Below are 15,891 nucleotides of genomic sequence, written 5' to 3' on the forward strand. Positions count from 1 at the left end.
GGCGACCATATAGCGCATGCCAACGATAATGGACTTCAACTTCTTGCCCGATATGGGCAGAATGAATGCGAACTCGCTCTCGGCCGAAAAAACTTCCTGCACTTCGGCTCTGATAGCGGAGGCGAACGCGGCGCCGCAATCTACACGCTGGTCGGCACCACCAAACTGAACGGTCTTGATCCCGAGGCCTACCTGCGCCACGTCATCGCTCGCATCGCCGAGCATCCCGTCAATCGCGTCGACGAACTTCTGCCATGGGTCGTTGCCGATCAGCTTCACTTCGACGTCGCCTGAACCCAACACGCTGTCAAGAACGGCCGTGGTCGGACGCTTACGGTGACTACGAGAGACATCAAAGTGATGCCCATCATTTCCGATCTGATGGGCACCACTTTGTCACAGTCTGAAGAGAAGAAGCCGGGTACCCGAACGGGCCGCCCGAATTACGCCCGGGAACTTCGTGAGCGACTGGCGGCAGCGGCTTGCGAGCCGGGCGTATCGGTCGCGAAGCTGGCGCGGGAGAACGGCATCAACGCGAACATGCTGTTTACCTGGCGGCGGCAATATGGGTCGAGCAGCAAGCTCAGTCTGCCGGGCTCATTCCGGTCATACTGGTAAGCGACACGCCGACGGAGGTCGTTGGATCATCGCCGGTTAAGCTTCAAAGCGCAGGACACGAAGCCTGGCTCACCTGGCGGCACGATCGAGATCCGGATCGGTCGAGCGGTGGTAAACGAGAATCCGCTGAGTGGCAACGTCTACATCTTCCGGGGCGGTCGCGGCGAGCTGGTGAAGATTCTTTGGGCAACGGAGGACGGAATCTGGCTTCTCGCGAAGCGGCTTGAACGAGGCCGTTTTATCTGGCCCCAAGCCGATAGTGGCGAGCTCCATCGCGTAGTTCGTCGGTCCTTCCGGTTCGGCGATCTCGAATTCCGTGCATCCAAAGTAGTCCCCACCACTTGAAGTGACGGGCATCAGTTTGGACACCGCTGGGAGCACTGTCCATGCGGCCTTCAAATGACGCTTGCGCTTATTCGTTAGGCAGACACGACTCTCCCAGGCACTGAACCGAAACTCAAGGTGAGTTGCCGAGTCGCTCACCTTACAGCACGTAGCGCGACAGGTCTTCGTCGTCGGCGACGTCGTTCAATGCGCGATCGACGTAGGCCGAATCGATTCTCACGGGCTGGCCGGCATGATTGCCAGCCGCGAACGACACCTCTTCCAGCAGCTTCTCGATCACCGTGTAAAGACGCCGCGCGCCGATATTCTCGGTCTTCTCGTTCACCGAGAACGCGATTTCCGCGAGACGCCGAATGCCGTCGTCGGCGAAATCGAGTTGCACGTCTTCCGTGGCGAGCAGCGCCTTGTATTGCTTCACGAGGCTGGCATCGGTCGTGTTCAGGATCGATTCGAAGTCTTCCACCGACAGCGAATCCAGTTCGACGCGAATCGGAAAGCGGCCCTGCAATTCCGGAATCAGGTCGCTCGGCTTGGCGAGGTGGAACGCGCCGCTCGCGATGAACAGGATGTGATCGGTCTTGATCATCCCGTATTTGGTGTTGATCGTGGTTCCTTCCACGAGCGGCAGCAGATCGCGCTGCACGCCCGCGCGCGACACTTCCGGCCCGCCCGCTTCACTGCGCGAGGCGATCTTGTCGATTTCGTCGAGGAATACGATGCCGTTCTGCTCGACGTTCTGCACGGCCTTCGTCTTCACCTCTTCGTCGTTCAGCAGCTTGCCGGCTTCCTCGTCGGTCAGGAGCTTCAGTGCTTCCTTCACCTTCACCTTGCGGCGCGTCTTCTTGCCGCCGCCGATATTGGCGAACATCGAACGGATCTGCTCGGTCATGTCTTCCATGCCCGGCGGCCCCATGATGTCCATGCCGACTTGCGGCATCTCGACATCGAGTTCGACTTCCTTGTCATCGAGCACGCCTTCGCGCAGGCGCTTGCGGAAAGTCTGGCGCGTGGCGTTGTTGCTGTCGTCGGTGGCTTCGGCGGCCGTCGACGCACCGAACCCGACCGGGCGCGCCGTCGGCAGCAGGATGTCGAGGATGCGGTCTTCCGCGCGATCTTCCGCCTTCGTGCGGACCTTCTTCATTTCCGACTCGCGCGTCTGCTTGACCGAGATTTCGATCAGGTCGCGCACGATGCTGTCCACGTCGCGGCCGACGTAGCCGACTTCGGTGAACTTGGTCGCTTCGATCTTGATGAACGGCGCGTCGGCGAGCTTGGCGAGACGCCGCGCGATTTCAGTCTTGCCGACGCCGGTCGGCCCGATCATCAGAATGTTTTTCGGGGTGATTTCCTGGCGCAGCGGTTCCGCTACCTGCTGGCGGCGCCAGCGGTTGCGCAGCGCGACGGCAACCGCTTTCTTCGCGCGGCCCTGGCCGATGATGTGCTTGTCGAGTTCCGAGACGATCTCGGCGGGAGTCATGGTGGTCATCGCTTAAGTCCTTTGGCCTGTGGTCGGGTCTTACTCGATCGTCTCGATGACGCGATTGTGGTTCGTGTAAATGCACATGTCGCCAGCGATCGCGAGCGACTTTTCGACGATATCGCGCGGGCCGAGGTCTGTGTTCTCGGCGAGCGCCTGCGCCGCGGCCTGCGCATACGCGCCGCCCGAGCCGATCGCGCAGATGCCGTTTTCCGGGTCGAGCACGTCGCCGTTGCCGGTGATGACGAGCGTGGCTTGCGCGTCGGCGGCGATCAGCATGGCTTCCAGGCGGCGCAGCATGCGGTCGGTGCGCCAGTCCTTCGCCAGTTCGACGGCAGCACGCGTCAGGTTGCCCTGGTGCTTTTCCAGCTTGGCTTCGAAACGGTCGAGGAGGGAGAACGCGTCGGCGGTGCCGCCGGCGAAGCCGACCAGCACCTTGCCGCCGTAGATGCGGCGCACTTTCTTCGCGCCGCCTTTCATGACGATGTTGCCGAGCGTCACCTGACCGTCGCCGCCGAGAGCGACCTTGCCGCCGCGCCGCACGGAGACGATGGTCGTGCCGTGAAATTGTTCCATGTGCGTTCCTTTTGAAAACGTAGGACGCGGGCGGCTTCGAGGCCACCGCGCTGTCGAGAATTCGATGGAGTGCACGGCGCGGGGTTCCACGCATCGTCGCGTTTGAGGCGGACGCGCCGCGCACGGGCCGTTCTTGGGCACGTTGAGGGAATTTTAGGGCGGGCCCGGGATTATCAAGGCGCGTTTTCGGGAAGCGCGAAGAAATTGCAATGACGGCGCCGACGTTGCGCAAAACAAAAAGGCACACGCAACAGCGTGTGCCTTCCGAGGCGGCGGGTTTCCCGCGGCGGGCAAGACCCGCAACGAGTGCTGGCCGAACAGCCGATCAGTCGCCGAACAGCTTCTGGCGCAATTCGCGGCGTTCCTGCGCTTCGAGCGACAGCGTGGCGGTCGGGCGCGCGATCAGGCGCGGAATGCCGATCGGCTCGCCCGTTTCCTCGCACCAGCCGTAATCGCCGGAGTCGATGCGGGCAAGCGACTGCTGCACCTTCTTCAGCAGCTTGCGCTCGCGGTCGCGCGTGCGCAGTTCGAGGGCATGTTCTTCCTCGATCGTCGCGCGGTCCGCCGGATCCGGCACGATCACCGTTTCCCGCAGGTTCTCGGTCGTCTGGCCGGCATTCTTCAGAATGTCGGCCTGCAACTGTTCGAGCCGGCTCTTGAAGAAAGCGAGCTGATCCTCGTTCATGTAATCCTTCTCGCTCATCTTCAGGATTTCGGCTTCGGTCAAGAGTCGTTTCGTCGTCATCTGGCTTGCTTCTTCAATGTGGAGCAATGTCTTTCGCATCGCCCGCACTTCTGCGTTGCCCGCAGGCAGCGTCCGGTGCGAATGCCTTGCACGGATGGCGCGCTGCCGTGACGCGTTTTCTGTTATTGCGCGTCGATGCGGGGCCGAACTCCTCTGGAAACCGATTTGGAGTATCACGTCGACGTCCGAACGTAACTTCGGTGCGTCTTCCGTGACCCTCCGACCGTCGAATGTCTGATCTCGAATTTGCCTTCCCCCAGGCAAAACCGACACGCCGCATTCGTCAGGTCCCTTCAGTCTTCCCCTTCAGTTTTCCTCTCGTCCGAGGAGCAGTTCGACCCGTCAAACGGACCGCCGCCCTTCTTCAGTGGGGCTGTATTGTATCTGAACTGCAATTTCAGACGATAACCGAGGAAAACCCTGTCAATTGCCGCCCGAATCTCAAAAATATAACGCCTGAACGGTGAAAAAGCGAACCACGTTCGTGTGTGGGCCAACAGATTGGCGCCGAAAGGCAGTCAAAAAAACGCCGCGCTCCGTGAGCAGCGGCGTTTTCGTGGGTAACTCGTTCGATCCGGACGTTGCGCCGCCGGAAACGAGCATGCTAAATGCATGCCCGGCCGGCGCGCGGCGGTCTCGGCATTACTTGACGAGACAGGCGTTCAGCCCGTCGGTGATCAGGTCCTGCGGCAGTTCGATACCGATGAAAACCATCTTGCTGTTTTTCTTTTCGATCGGCTGCCATTTGCCGGCGAGGTCGCTGCCCATCATCTGGTGCACGCCCTGGAAAACGACCTTGCGATCGACGCCCTTCATATAGAGCACGCCCTTGTATCGCAGCAGCCGCTCGCCGTAGATCTGCAGGATGCCGCCGAGGAAGTCTTCGAGACGATTCGGGTCGAACGGTTTCTCGCTGCGGTAGACGAACGACTTGATCTTGTCGTCGTGGTGCGCGTGATGGTGATGATGATGCTCGTGATCGTGGCTGTGGTCGTGGCCGCAGGTCGCGTGGTCGTGATCGTCGTCGTGCGCATGGTCGTGGGCGTGCGCATGGTCGTGATCGTGATCGTCCTCGGCCAGGAAATCGGGGTCGATTTCCAGCTTCGCGTTCAGGTTGAAGCCGCGCAGGTCGAAGATTTCCTTGATGTCGGCATCGCCGAAATTCACGACCTTGATCGCCGCCCGCGGGTTCATGTGCACAAGCCGGTGCTTCAGATCGTCGAGCGCGGCGGCATCGACGAGGTCCGACTTCGTGATAAACAGCCGGTCCGCGAAACCCACCTGGCGCTGCACGACTTCGTGCTCGTCGAGCTGATGATTCGCGTGCTTCGCGTCAACCAGCGTGATGATCGCGTCGAGCAGGAATTCGTCGGCGATGGTGTTGTCCATGAAGAACGTCTGCGCAACGGGACCGGGGTTTGCCAGGCCCGTCGTTTCGATCACGACGCGGTCGAAGTCGAGCGTGCCCGCCTTCTTGCGATCGGCGAGGTCTTCCAGCGCGCGGGCCAGGTCGCCGCGAATCGTGCAGCAGATGCAGCCGTTGCTCATCTGGATGATCTGCTCGTTCGTTTCCTGCACGAGGATTTCGTTGTCGATGTTCTCTTCGCCGAATTCGTTCTCGATCACGGCGATCTTCATGCCGTGCTTCTCGTTCAGGATGCGCTTGAGCAGCGTGGTTTTGCCGCTGCCCAGGAAGCCGGTCAGGATGGTAACGGGAATCATGTTGTCGCCTTGCTTTGGAGTCGAAGGGTATGCGCGCCGCTTTCGTCTTGCACCGGAAAGCGGCGAGTCAGCCGATTATTGAAACATATTTGTCAAGCGGACGCTTTTCCGTATCCGCCGCCGATGAGACCAACTATGGCCGCTCAGGCGATTTGCAACAGCAGGCCTTTCAGGTATTCGCCTTCCGGGAACGCGGTCAGGAGCGGATGATCGACGCCTGCGCCGAGCCGCTTTAGGATGCGCGCGTCGACCTTCGCGTCGGCCGCTGCGCCCGCGACGATCTTCTGGAACAGGTCGGCGTCGATCGCGCCGGAACAGGAATAGGTGAACAGCAGGCCGCCCGGGCGCAGCAGCTTGAACCCGGTGAGGTTGATGTCCTTGTAGGCGCGCGCTGCGCGATCCACGTGTTCACGCGACGGCGCGAACTTCGGCGGATCGAGCACGATCAGATCGAAGCGCTCGCCTTCGTCGTAAAGGCGCCGCAGCGTCTTGAACGCGTCGGCGTCGAGCCACTGTGCGCGTTCGGGGTCAAAACCGTTCGCGAGCACGTTCTGCCGCGCGAGCGCGAGCGCTTCGCCCGACGAATCGATCGACACCACGCGCTTCGCTCCGCCCTTCAGCGCGGCCAGCGAAAAGCCGCCGGTATAGCAGAAGCAGTTGAGCACGTCGCGGTCGTGTGCGTGCTCCGCGAGCAGCACGCGGTTGTCGCGCTGGTCGACGTAGAAGCCCGTCTTGTGGCCGTTCATCACGTCGACGTGATAGCGCACGCCGCATTCGTTCGCGATCAGCGTGTCCGGTGGCGGGTCGCCGGCGAGCACGCCCGTGATCTGTTCGAGCGCTTCCTTCTGACGAATCGACACATCCGAGCGCTCGTAGACATTCGGGCAGCCGGTCGCGCCGGTGAGCGCGTTCACGATCGCTTCCTTCCAGGCCTCGACGCCCGTCGCCATGAACTGGCAGACGAGTTGGCCGCGTTTCGTGTCGTCGTCGGCGATGTAGTAATCGACGATCAGGCCCGGCAGGCCATCCGCCTCGCCGAAGATGAGACGCGTCGCACCCGTGTCGCGGATCATCGCCGCGCGGTGCGCGATCGCCCGCTGTACGCGGCGCTTGAAGAACGCGTGATCGATCGGCTCGGCTTCGTCGAAGCTCCAGACGCGCGCCCGGATCTGCGAGTGCGGGCTGAACGACGCACGCGCGAGAAAGCGGCCGTCGTGCGAGCGCACGACGACGGTTGCGCCCGGCGCCGGCTTGCCGTCGACGTGTTCGATCGCGTTCGCGTAGATCCACGGATGGCGGCGCACGAGCGACTTGTCCTTCGCCGGTTTGAGCGTGATGGTGTTCATTGAGGTCGTGGTTGGGGCGCCGTTCGCTGGCGCCCGGGGAAGATCAGTCGCGCTTCTTGGCGCGCGGATGCGCCGAATCGTAGACGCGTGCGAGATGCTGGAAATCGAGCGACGTGTAGACCTGCGTGGCGGTGATGTTCGCGTGGCCGAGCAGCTCCTGTACCGCGCGAAGGTCGCCGCTCGACTGCAGGACGTGCGTGGCGAACGAGTGCCGCAACACGTGCGGATGCACGTTCGACGGAATGCCGGCGAGGAGCGCCATGCGTTTCACGCGCTCGCGCACCACGTTGGGCGACATCCGGTTGCCGCGCACCGACAGGAACAGAGCATGCGGATCGAGCTTCACGAACTGGCCGCGCACGTCGATCCAGGCGCGCAAGGCGTCGATGGCCTTGCGTCCGACCGGCACCGAGCGGCGCCGGCCGCCCTTGCCGAGCACGGTCACTTCGGTGTTCGGCAGATCGAGCCAGCCGATGGAACGGTGGCCTTCCGTGTCGACGTAGTACACGTCGAGATTGACCAGTTCCGCCAGCCGCAAGCCCGACGAATAAAACAGTTCGAGGATCGCGTGATCGCGCAGCGCCTCGGGCGTGCCCGCCTGTGGCGCGTCCATCAGCGCGTTGGCATCGTCGACGGAAAGTGCTTTTGGCAGCGTCTTCGCGCGTTTGGGCGCGCGCACCGTCGCGACCGGATTCGCGGCCATTTCGACGCGCTGCGCCAGCCACCGATAAAACGCGCGCCACGCCGAGAGCCGGTGCGCGATCGATCGCGCGGACAACCCGCCCGAATGCGCGCGCGACACCGCGCCGCGCATGTCGGTCGCGGTGAGCGTCTCCAGCGCGCGGCCGTTCGCCAGCTTCTTCAGTTCGTCGAGTTCGTGTGTGTAGCCGCGCAGCGTGTGTTCCGACAGCCGCCGCTCGTGTTCGAGCATCGACAGATAATCGGCGACCGGATCGGCGGCGTTCATCGCTTCAGTGCGGCAGCAGGCGGCTCAGCGCCGCGCTGGCGAGTGCCGCGATTTGCGTGAGGAAATCGGTTGCCATGCCTTCGTGGAAGCGCCGCGCGTCGGGCGAGCCCATTACGAGCAGGCCGAAGGTCGGAGCTTCGGGACCGGCGAGCGGGTCGCGCAGCGCGAGCAGCGCGATCGACTCGGTGGTGTTCGCGGCATCGACGACGCCATCGGTCGTCGCCGACGCCACCGACACGGAACTCGCCGACGTCAGCCACTGCGCGGCCTCGAAGCCGGTGTTGGTGCCGCAATAGGGTGTCGCGAGGCTGCTGGTGAAGAGGCGCACTTCCTCGCCGACCTGGCGCGCGAATTCCGCCTGCGAATACGGCTCGGCGACATCCCACACGCGCAGCGCGGCTTGTGGCACGTCGAAGATTTCGCACAGGCCCGCGCTGATCGTCTTCGGCAGCGCGTGCGGATCGCGCTCGGCGATCACGCGAATCGTCCAGCGATTGAACTTCGACGCGATGCTGTCGTTTTCGTGGCCGTAGCGCAGCAGTTCGGCGAGACGCCGCTCGAGTTGCTTGTTCTTGTCGCGCAGCATTTCCATCTGGCGTTCCTGCAACGACACCGCCGACTTGCCGTGCGGATTCGAAAGCCGGATGCTGCCGAGCAGTTCCGCGTGTTCGGCGAAAAAATCGGGGTTGGCGAGCAGGTAATCGGCGACTTCGCGTTCGTTCATGGTTTCGGCTGATTGAGGCTAAATGACGTGAGTGGCGCCTGGGTTCGGTCAGTTCGCGTCGGAAAGTTCGATTTCGCCTTCGAAGACGGTTGCGGCGGGGCCGGCCATCAAGAGCGGCGAGGATTCGTCGGCGGCGCCGGCCCAGGTGATCGTCAGCAGGCCGCCGTGCGTCTGCACGCGCACGGGCGAATCCAGCAGGCCGCGCCGGATGCCTGCCGCGACCGCCGCGCACGCGCCCGTGCCGCACGCGAGCGTCTCGCCCGCGCCGCGTTCGTAGACGCGCAGCTTCACCGAGTTCCGATCGACGATCTGCATGAAGCCGGCGTTCACCTTGTTCGGAAAGCGCGCGTGCTGTTCGATCAGCGGCCCCACCGACAAAACCGGATAGGCCTCGACATCATCGACGACCTGCACCGCATGCGGATTGCCCATCGATACCGCCGAAATCCAGTGCTTCTCTCCATCGACGGCGAGCGGCCAGAGCGTATCGGCGCCTTCCGTGCGGCCTTCGAGCCCTTGGGTGTCGAACGGCACACGCGGCGGATCGAACACCGGACTGCTCATGTCCACCACGACGTCGCCGTTTTCCAGCATCGTCAGCGTGATGACGCCCTGCTGCACCTGCACGCGCACGCTCGCCGCGCCGGTGAGCCCGCGATCGCGCACGAACTTGACGAAACAGCGCGCGCCGTTGCCGCAATGCTCGACCTCACCGCCGTCGCAATTGAAGATGCGGTACTTGAAATCGACGCCATCGATGGTCGGCTTTTCAACCAGCAGCAACTGATCCGCGCCGACGCCGAAATGCCGGTTCGCGAGCGCGCGCACCTGCGTGGCGCTCAGGTTGAGCGGCTTCGTGTAGCCGTCGAGCACGACGAAGTCGTTGCCCGCGCCGTGCATCTTGGTGAATTTGAGTTTCATGGCCGCTATTGTATGTGACCGGAGCGCGCCGGACCGCTGGCCGGTCGGCCAACGTGGGCGATCAGGAGGCGCTGTGAGTCAATAAACCCCCGGCTCACCCGGCGGACGCGTCTTGAAGCGCTTGTGAACCCAATAATATTGCTCGGGAATGAGCGGAATCTGTTCTTCGAGGAGTTCGTTCATGCGGCGCGCGTCGGCCACGTCGTCGCCGGTCGGATAGTTTTCCCACGGCTTCAATATCTTCAGCCGATAGCCCTTGTAGTTCGGCAGCACCTCGCCGATGAACGGCACCACTTGCGCGTGCCCCGCTTTCGCCAGCCGCCCGACGGCCGTCAGCGTGCACGCCGGAATGCCGAAAAACGGCACGAACGCAGAGTTGCGCATGCCGTAATCCATGTCGGCGCCGAGCATCACCGGCTTGCGGTCGCGCAGCCAGCGCAGCACGATGCGCGCACTGTCGGCACGGCTCGCCATGTCGGCGCCGAAGCGGGCGCGCTGCGTCTTCGCTATTTCCTCGATCTGCGGGTTCGAGAACGGCTGATAGAGCGACCCGCATTGCCGGTGCAGCGAGTAATTCAAAAAGATCGACCCCGCCTCGATACCGACGAAATGCAGCCCAAGAAAGAGCGTCGGCGGCAGATTGGGATCCGAAAGATCGACGGCGCTATCGACTTCGATCAGCTTTTCCAGCTTCTTTGCCGAGCCGAACCATTGCACGCTGCGCTCCACATAGCTGCGGATCGCGTGCCGGAAGTGCTGTTGCGCGACTTCCTCGCGGCGCTCGGGTGCCCAGTCGGGAAAGCACAGGCGGAGGTTGGTGTGGACGACGCGCTTTCTGCTGCTCGGGACCTGGTAGAGCAGCCAGCCGAGGCCATCGCCGAAGCGCGCTGTGATGCCGTATGGGAGGACCGCGAGGAATTTCAGGAAGCCGACTGCAAGCGCAATGCCGATGCGGCCTAGCATGACACGCCCCGGCACTTGGACGGCCGATCGGAGCGAGACAAAAATGGGAGCGGGATGATTGGCGGCAAGCGTCAGGCTCTGTGACAAAGGTGAGAAAGCGCTATAATAAGACCTTCGCCGAGTTAATGGACAACTTGCGGGGCGAAGCCGGCCGGCGCCGAAAGGCGCTGGTCGTAAATGTAATCCGCTAAAGCGTCGCCGCTTCAGACTCCAATCTAAGTGGCTACGTGAGCAACCCAACGTACCTCTAATGGAGTCTGAAGCGTGTCAAACGATTATCTGTTTACCTCCGAATCTGTTTCCGAAGGCCACCCGGACAAGGTCGCCGATCAAATCTCCGACGCCATCCTCGACGCTATCCTGGCTCAGGACAAGTATTCGCGCGTCGCGGCTGAAACCCTTTGCAATACCGGACTGGTCGTCCTTGCGGGCGAAATCACAACCACGGCCAACGTCGACTACATCCAGGTCGCGCGTGAAACCATCAAGCGCATCGGCTACGACAACACCGACTACGGCATCGACTACCGCGGCTGCGCGGTGCTCGTCGCGTACGACAAGCAATCGCCGGACATCGCGCAGGGCGTGGACACCGCTCACGACGACAACCTCGACCAGGGCGCCGGCGATCAGGGCCTGATGTTCGGCTACGCCTGCGACGAAACGCCCGAACTGATGCCGCTGCCGATCCACCTGTCGCACCGTCTGGTCGAGCGTCAGGCGAACCTGCGCCGCGACGGCCGTCTGCCGTGGCTGCGTCCGGACGCGAAGTCGCAAGTCACCGTGCGTTACGTCGACGGCAAGGCGCATTCCATCGATACCGTCGTGCTCTCGACGCAACACGCGCCGGACATCGAACTGCCGCAACTGCGCGAAGCGGTGATCGAGGAGATCATCAAGCCGACGCTGCCCGCCGAGCTCATCAAGGGCGACATCAAGTTCCTCGTGAACCCGACCGGTCGTTTCGTGATCGGCGGTCCGCAAGGCGATTGCGGCCTGACGGGCCGCAAGATCATCGTCGACACGTACGGCGGCGCGGCGCCGCACGGCGGTGGCGCGTTCTCGGGCAAGGACCCGTCGAAGGTAGACCGTTCGGCAGCCTATGCCGGGCGTTATGTTGCGAAGAACGTCGTCGCGGCAGGGCTGGCTTCGCGCTGCTTGATCCAGGTTTCGTACGCGATCGGCGTGGCACGTCCGACTTCGGTGATGGTCAACACGTTCGGCACCGGCCGCGTGTCGGATGCGGAAATCACGAAGCTCGTGCTCGAACACTTCGATTTGCGTCCGAAGGGCATCATCCAGATGCTCGATCTGCTGCGTCCTATCTACGAGAAGACCGCGGCATATGGTCACTTCGGCCGCGAAGAGCCGGAATTCTCGTGGGAATTCGCCGATAAGGCGCTCGTGCTGGCCGAAGCAGCCGGCACGGAGCCGGTGGTCCAGGTCGCATAAGGCACTTTCCGCATCGCTCGAACGAAAAACCCGGCTCGCCGGGTTTTTTTTCGTTCGCGCACAGGCGTCGCCGACGCGGTGCAGTTCTTGCGCTTGCGTAAGTCGGCCATGCATCAAACCGGAAGGGAGCGCTCATGCCGCTGGAAAAACTGCTGTCGCCGATCAGCATCGGCAATCTCGAATTGCCGAATCGCGTCGTGATGGCACCGCTCACGCGCAACCGCGCGTCGCAGCCGGGCGACGTGCCTTCTGAAATGAACGCCCGCTATTACGCGCAGCGCGCGGGTGCGGGGCTGATCGTGTCGGAGGCCACGCACATTTCGCGTCAGGGGCAGGGCTATTGGGCCGCGCCCGGCATCTATTCCGATGCGCAGGAGGCCGGCTGGAAGAACGTCGCCGGCGCGGTGCATGCGAAGCAAGGCAGGATCGCGCTGCAGTTGTGGCACGTCGGGCGGGTGTCGCACCGGCTCGCGCAGGCGGACAGCGCGCAACCGGTCGCGCCATCGGCGATTCGCGCGGAAAACACGCAGGTGTTCGTGAAGAACGAGGACGGCACGCTCGGTTTCGTCGACGTCGACGAACCGCGTGCGCTGGAGACGAGCGAGCTGTCCGGCATCGTCCTGCAATACGTCGATGCCACGCAGCGGGCGAAGCGCGCCGGCTTCGACATGGTCGAAGTGCACGCGGCGAATGGTTATCTGTTGCAGCAATTCATGTCGACCCATACCAACCGCCGCACCGACGAATATGGCGGCAGCGTCGAGAATCGCGTGCGGTTGACGGTGGAGGTGCTGGAGGCGGTGGCGGGCGTGATCGGCGCGGATCGGGTGGGCATCCGCATCTCGCCGAACTTCGTCGGCTTTGATTTGAAGGACGCCGAGGCCGAGGCGTCGGCGATTTATCTGGTGAAGGAACTGAAGCGCATCGGCATCGCATACCTGCACATCGCGGAGCCGGACTGGGCGGGCGGCGAGCCGTTATCGGAGAATTTCCGTCAAACCCTGCGTGACGCCTACGACGGCGTAATCATCGCGTGCGGGGAATATACGGCGGAGGAAGCGGAGGCGCGCATCGAATGCGGCGAAGCGGACGCCGTGGCATTCGGTCGCGCGTTTTTGGCGAACCCGGATCTCGTCGAGCGGTTCCGGCGCGGTGCGCCGCTCAACGAACCCGACGAGGCAACGTTCTACGGCGGCGGCGAAGAAGGCTACACCGATTATCCGGCGCTCGATGACAACGAGTGAAGCCCGGGAACGCGGAACAGACACCTGAATTTCGCCAACGGCAGCGCGGCGATAAGGTTTGATCCGCGCGAACCAGCCCTGGAATTTCGCCGGCGACAAGGCTTTGCCGTGAAGCCAAAAACCAGTCCTACCGCGCGGCGAACGCGAACCAGCCAGTGCTGGTCGTCGAAAGCCGTCGCGGGCGACGGCTCGTCAGCGCTGCCGCCTTCGGCTTCGGAACCGGTGCGCGCAATTGCGCCGGACGGCGCAGCAGCGCCTTCAGCGACACGCGTCTTGAAGCCGCGCGCACGCGCAGCGTGAGGAAGAATCCGCGAAACCACGAACGAATGCCGTCGACCGGATGCACATGCTTCAACTGCTCCGCGATGGCCTGCGTGCGTGCTGAATGGTGGCGCAGCGCGCGAATGACGCCGCGCCGCGCCGGACGTGCCGCACGAGCGGCGACGCGGGTAAGACTCGAGGCAAATCGGTTGTTCATGGGCTCAGTATTCGTCGGTTGCACGACAGGAAGGTCACGCAGACTCGACGATAGTCGTCTCAAAAAAGTCGTTCAATTGTTGTGTTCGATCTTCGATTCGGGTGCGGCACCGAAGTTGCACCGAATTGAAGCGCGAAGCTTACAAGACAAGTGTGACCCGGGTAAGACCGCGTTTTCCCTGCAGTTTTATGAAGCGGACGCTTCAAACTCACCGCTGGGAAGTCCGAAATGTCCGGGCGAAAGCCTTGAATGCGTCTGCGGATTTACAATCGTGTTTTCGCCCTAATTTGCTGTGAGCGTGCCCCACGCGAGCATGCAGACGCGCTCTACACCCGTGAGTTGGAAATGCCCGATCAATCGTTGTTGAAATCGAAGAAGGAACAGGTTCGCGAGTTGCGCGAGACCGGCTATGTCGTCGTGCGCGGGCTCGTGCCACCGGCGCGTTGCGAGGCGCTGCGTGAAGTCGCGCGCCGGCAACTGGCCGAAGCCGCGCTGCCCGCCGAATTCGAAGCCGATCTGAAATATCCGGGCGCGCCGGATTCGAAGGACGCCCCGGGCGGGCATACGGTGCGGCGTCTGCTCGATGCTTACGTGCGCGATCCGCTGTTCGCCGAATGGGCGACGTCGCCGGAAGTGCGCGGCTGGATGGAGCTGTATTTCGGCGAGACGCCGTATCTGTCACGCGCGCATCACAACTGCCTGATGACCAAGCATCCGACGTACGGCAGCCTGACCGGCTGGCATCGCGATGCGCGCTACTGGGCGTTCGAGCGCGACGATCTCGTTTCGGCGTGGATCGCGCTCGGCAGCGAGACGGTAGAGAACGGCGCGCTCTGGTTCGTGCCGCAGTCGCACACGCTGCCGTTCACGTCCGAGCGCTTCGACGCAGCCAAGTTCTTCCGCTCCGACCTGCCGGAAAACGAGGCGCTGATCCGCACCGCCGTTTCGCCGGAATTGCAGGCGGGCGACGTCGTCTTCTTCCATTGCAACACGCTGCACTCGGCCGGCAAGAATCTCACGACCCAAGTGAAGTTCTCGCTCGTCTACACCTATCGTGGCGCGAGCAACGCGCCGTTGCCGGGCACGCGTTCGGCGGCGAAACCGGAAGTCGCGCTGGTCTAGCGCCGGGAAGGAATCGTCAGTCCGATCAGGCCGGCGAGCGTCGCGACGACGCCGCCGGCGATCAGCCAGATCGTCTTGTTGGTCGGCGAGCCGGTGAAAAAGCGCGAGACGTCATTGGAAAGCGAATGAAAGGACGTGCCGCCGAAGTAAAGCAGCACGACCCCGCCGACGAGCAGAGCCGCGGAAATCGCCTTGATCATGGATTCCTCTTGATTGGGATGGACGGCGCGCAGATTACTAGGCAGTCTGCGGCGCGTCCAGCACCGGCCGGGGCTCGACCTCCGGCTCCGGCTTCGTCAGCGGCTGGATCTGACGCAGCAGGTCGGCCTGGACGTTCGCGTGGTCGCCGGCGCGTGTCCACACGCCCACATTCAGTTTCACGCCGGTATCGGTGTAGTCGGTGACGGCGATCCACGGCTTGGCCGGCTCGTCGACGATGCGCGGATCGTTTTCCACCAGCTTTCGCAGTGAGCCGAGCGCATGTTCGACGCTCTGCGCATGCGGCACCTGGAACGTCAGCACCACGCGGCGGCGCTCGTTCGCGCTGTAGTTCGTCACCGGATTCGCCCAGATCGTGCTGTTCGGCACGAACATGATGATGCCGTCGTTCTTCGTGAGGCGCGTCGTGAAAAGGCCGATTTCATTCACCGTGCCCGCCGTCGCCCCGGCGCCTTCGATGTAATCGCCGACGCGAAACGGCCGCAGCAGCAACAACATCAATCCCGCTGCGATATTCTGCAGCGTGCCTTGCAGCGCGAGCCCGATGGCGAGGCCCGCCGCGCCGAGCACGGTCAGGATGCTCGCCGCCGCGATGCCGAATTTGCCGAGCGCGGCGACGATCGCGATGACGCGGATCGCCCAGAGCGCTAGGCTCGCGAGCACGGGCGTCAGCGTGGCGTCGGCGTTGGTGCGGCCGAGCGTGCGCCTGAGCGTGTTCGCCACGCGGTTCGACAGCCACCAGCCGATCGCGACGATCAGCAGCGCCATCGCGATATCGAAGCCGTATTTGAGGACCGCGGTCAGCAGCAGGTCGTAGGCCGGACGTAATTTCTGGATTGGGTCCATCGGAGATGCTCCTTGCTTGAAGAATTGCATTGGGCTTTCCTCGGACCAGATCGTTCCCGCTCGCGGCCGATGATTGGCCATCCGGCCAGTCTCGAATAACGGGACGATGGCGAGCGGACCTGCGCG

18 protein-coding genes are annotated in these 15,891 nt (G+C 63.1%); 6 read left to right on the plus strand and 12 right to left on the minus strand.

Features of this window, described 5'->3' with window-relative positions; genetic code table 11:
- From AWB68_RS25275 to tnpB, 3 genes are all read left to right on the plus strand, one after another.
- On the plus strand, positions 1-294 hold a 294-nt coding region (locus tag AWB68_RS25275), incomplete at its 5' end, for a transposase domain-containing protein (RefSeq protein WP_374729606.1).
- A gap of 66 nt (positions 295-360) precedes the next feature.
- Positions 361-618: a transposase gene (locus tag AWB68_RS25280; RefSeq protein WP_087647077.1), complete on the plus strand. Its 258-nt coding sequence runs from the start codon at positions 361-363 to the stop codon at positions 616-618.
- Between the two features lie 108 nt (positions 619-726).
- The gene (tnpB, locus tag AWB68_RS51515; RefSeq protein WP_374729607.1) at positions 727-963 is read left to right on the plus strand and encodes an IS66 family insertion sequence element accessory protein TnpB; all 237 of its coding nucleotides are present in this window, start codon (positions 727-729) and stop codon (positions 961-963) included.
- A gap of 139 nt (positions 964-1,102) precedes the next feature.
- Here tnpB and hslU read toward each other — a convergent pair whose 3' ends face one another.
- The 9 genes from hslU to AWB68_RS25330 all read right to left on the minus strand — a co-directional run bounded on the left by hslU (position 1,103) and on the right by AWB68_RS25330 (position 10,404).
- Positions 1,103-2,449, minus strand: a complete 1,347-nt coding sequence (gene hslU, locus AWB68_RS25290; RefSeq protein ID WP_087647079.1) for an ATP-dependent protease ATPase subunit HslU — start codon at positions 2,447-2,449, stop codon at positions 1,103-1,105.
- 30 nt (positions 2,450-2,479) lie between these two features.
- Entirely contained in the window at positions 2,480-3,016 is a 537-nt protein-coding gene (gene hslV / locus AWB68_RS25295; RefSeq protein WP_087647080.1) for an ATP-dependent protease subunit HslV, read from the minus strand.
- 325 nt (positions 3,017-3,341) lie between these two features.
- Positions 3,342-3,761, minus strand: a complete 420-nt coding sequence (gene dksA, locus AWB68_RS25300) for an RNA polymerase-binding protein DksA (RefSeq protein WP_087647081.1) — start codon at positions 3,759-3,761, stop codon at positions 3,342-3,344.
- 642 nt (positions 3,762-4,403) lie between these two features.
- Positions 4,404-5,483 (minus strand): CobW family GTP-binding protein, encoded by a 1,080-nt coding sequence (locus tag AWB68_RS25305; protein ID WP_087647082.1) that lies wholly within the window; start codon positions 5,481-5,483, stop codon positions 4,404-4,406.
- Between the two features lie 143 nt (positions 5,484-5,626).
- Positions 5,627-6,829, minus strand: a complete 1,203-nt coding sequence (locus tag AWB68_RS25310; protein ID WP_087647083.1) for a class I SAM-dependent rRNA methyltransferase — start codon at positions 6,827-6,829, stop codon at positions 5,627-5,629.
- A gap of 43 nt (positions 6,830-6,872) precedes the next feature.
- A complete protein-coding gene (gene xerC / locus AWB68_RS25315; protein WP_087647084.1) occupies positions 6,873-7,796 on the minus strand; it encodes a tyrosine recombinase XerC in 924 nt (307 codons plus the stop codon).
- A gap of 4 nt (positions 7,797-7,800) precedes the next feature.
- Positions 7,801-8,520 (minus strand): DUF484 family protein, encoded by a 720-nt coding sequence (locus tag AWB68_RS25320; protein WP_087647085.1) that lies wholly within the window; start codon positions 8,518-8,520, stop codon positions 7,801-7,803.
- A gap of 48 nt (positions 8,521-8,568) precedes the next feature.
- Positions 8,569-9,441 carry a diaminopimelate epimerase gene (gene dapF / locus AWB68_RS25325; protein WP_087647086.1) on the minus strand — a complete coding sequence of 291 codons (873 nt, stop codon included), beginning with the start codon at positions 9,439-9,441 and terminating at the stop codon, positions 8,569-8,571.
- A gap of 78 nt (positions 9,442-9,519) precedes the next feature.
- Positions 9,520-10,404 (minus strand): lipid A biosynthesis lauroyl acyltransferase, encoded by an 885-nt coding sequence (locus AWB68_RS25330; protein ID WP_087647087.1) that lies wholly within the window; start codon positions 10,402-10,404, stop codon positions 9,520-9,522.
- A gap of 264 nt (positions 10,405-10,668) precedes the next feature.
- Between AWB68_RS25330 and metK the strand changes: the two genes are divergently transcribed.
- Positions 10,669-11,856 (plus strand): methionine adenosyltransferase, encoded by a 1,188-nt coding sequence (gene metK, locus AWB68_RS25335; RefSeq protein WP_087647088.1) that lies wholly within the window; start codon positions 10,669-10,671, stop codon positions 11,854-11,856.
- Between the two features lie 134 nt (positions 11,857-11,990).
- A complete protein-coding gene (locus AWB68_RS25340; protein WP_087647089.1) occupies positions 11,991-13,100 on the plus strand; it encodes an alkene reductase in 1,110 nt (369 codons plus the stop codon).
- Positions 13,101-13,227: 127 nt separating this feature from the next.
- On the opposite strand, the gene AWB68_RS25345 is transcribed toward AWB68_RS25340, so the two are convergent.
- A complete protein-coding gene (locus tag AWB68_RS25345) occupies positions 13,228-13,578 on the minus strand; it encodes a hypothetical protein (protein ID WP_200828790.1) in 351 nt (116 codons plus the stop codon).
- Between the two features lie 345 nt (positions 13,579-13,923).
- On the opposite strand from AWB68_RS25345, the gene AWB68_RS25350 reads away from it, so the two are divergent.
- Positions 13,924-14,700: a phytanoyl-CoA dioxygenase family protein gene (locus AWB68_RS25350; RefSeq protein WP_087647090.1), complete on the plus strand. Its 777-nt coding sequence runs from the start codon at positions 13,924-13,926 to the stop codon at positions 14,698-14,700.
- On the opposite strand, the gene AWB68_RS25355 is transcribed toward AWB68_RS25350, so the two are convergent.
- Positions 14,697-14,900 carry a DUF3185 family protein gene (locus AWB68_RS25355; RefSeq protein ID WP_087647091.1) on the minus strand — a complete coding sequence of 68 codons (204 nt, stop codon included), beginning with the start codon at positions 14,898-14,900 and terminating at the stop codon, positions 14,697-14,699. The genes AWB68_RS25350 and AWB68_RS25355 overlap by 4 nt on opposite strands.
- Positions 14,901-14,937: 37 nt before the next feature.
- Entirely contained in the window at positions 14,938-15,765 is an 828-nt protein-coding gene (locus AWB68_RS25360; protein ID WP_087647092.1) for a mechanosensitive ion channel family protein, read from the minus strand.
- Between the last annotated feature and the right edge of the window lie 126 nt (positions 15,766-15,891).

Origin of the sequence: Caballeronia choica (genome assembly GCF_001544535.1) — a bacterium.
Classification (GTDB): Bacteria; Pseudomonadota; Gammaproteobacteria; order Burkholderiales; family Burkholderiaceae; genus Caballeronia; species Caballeronia choica.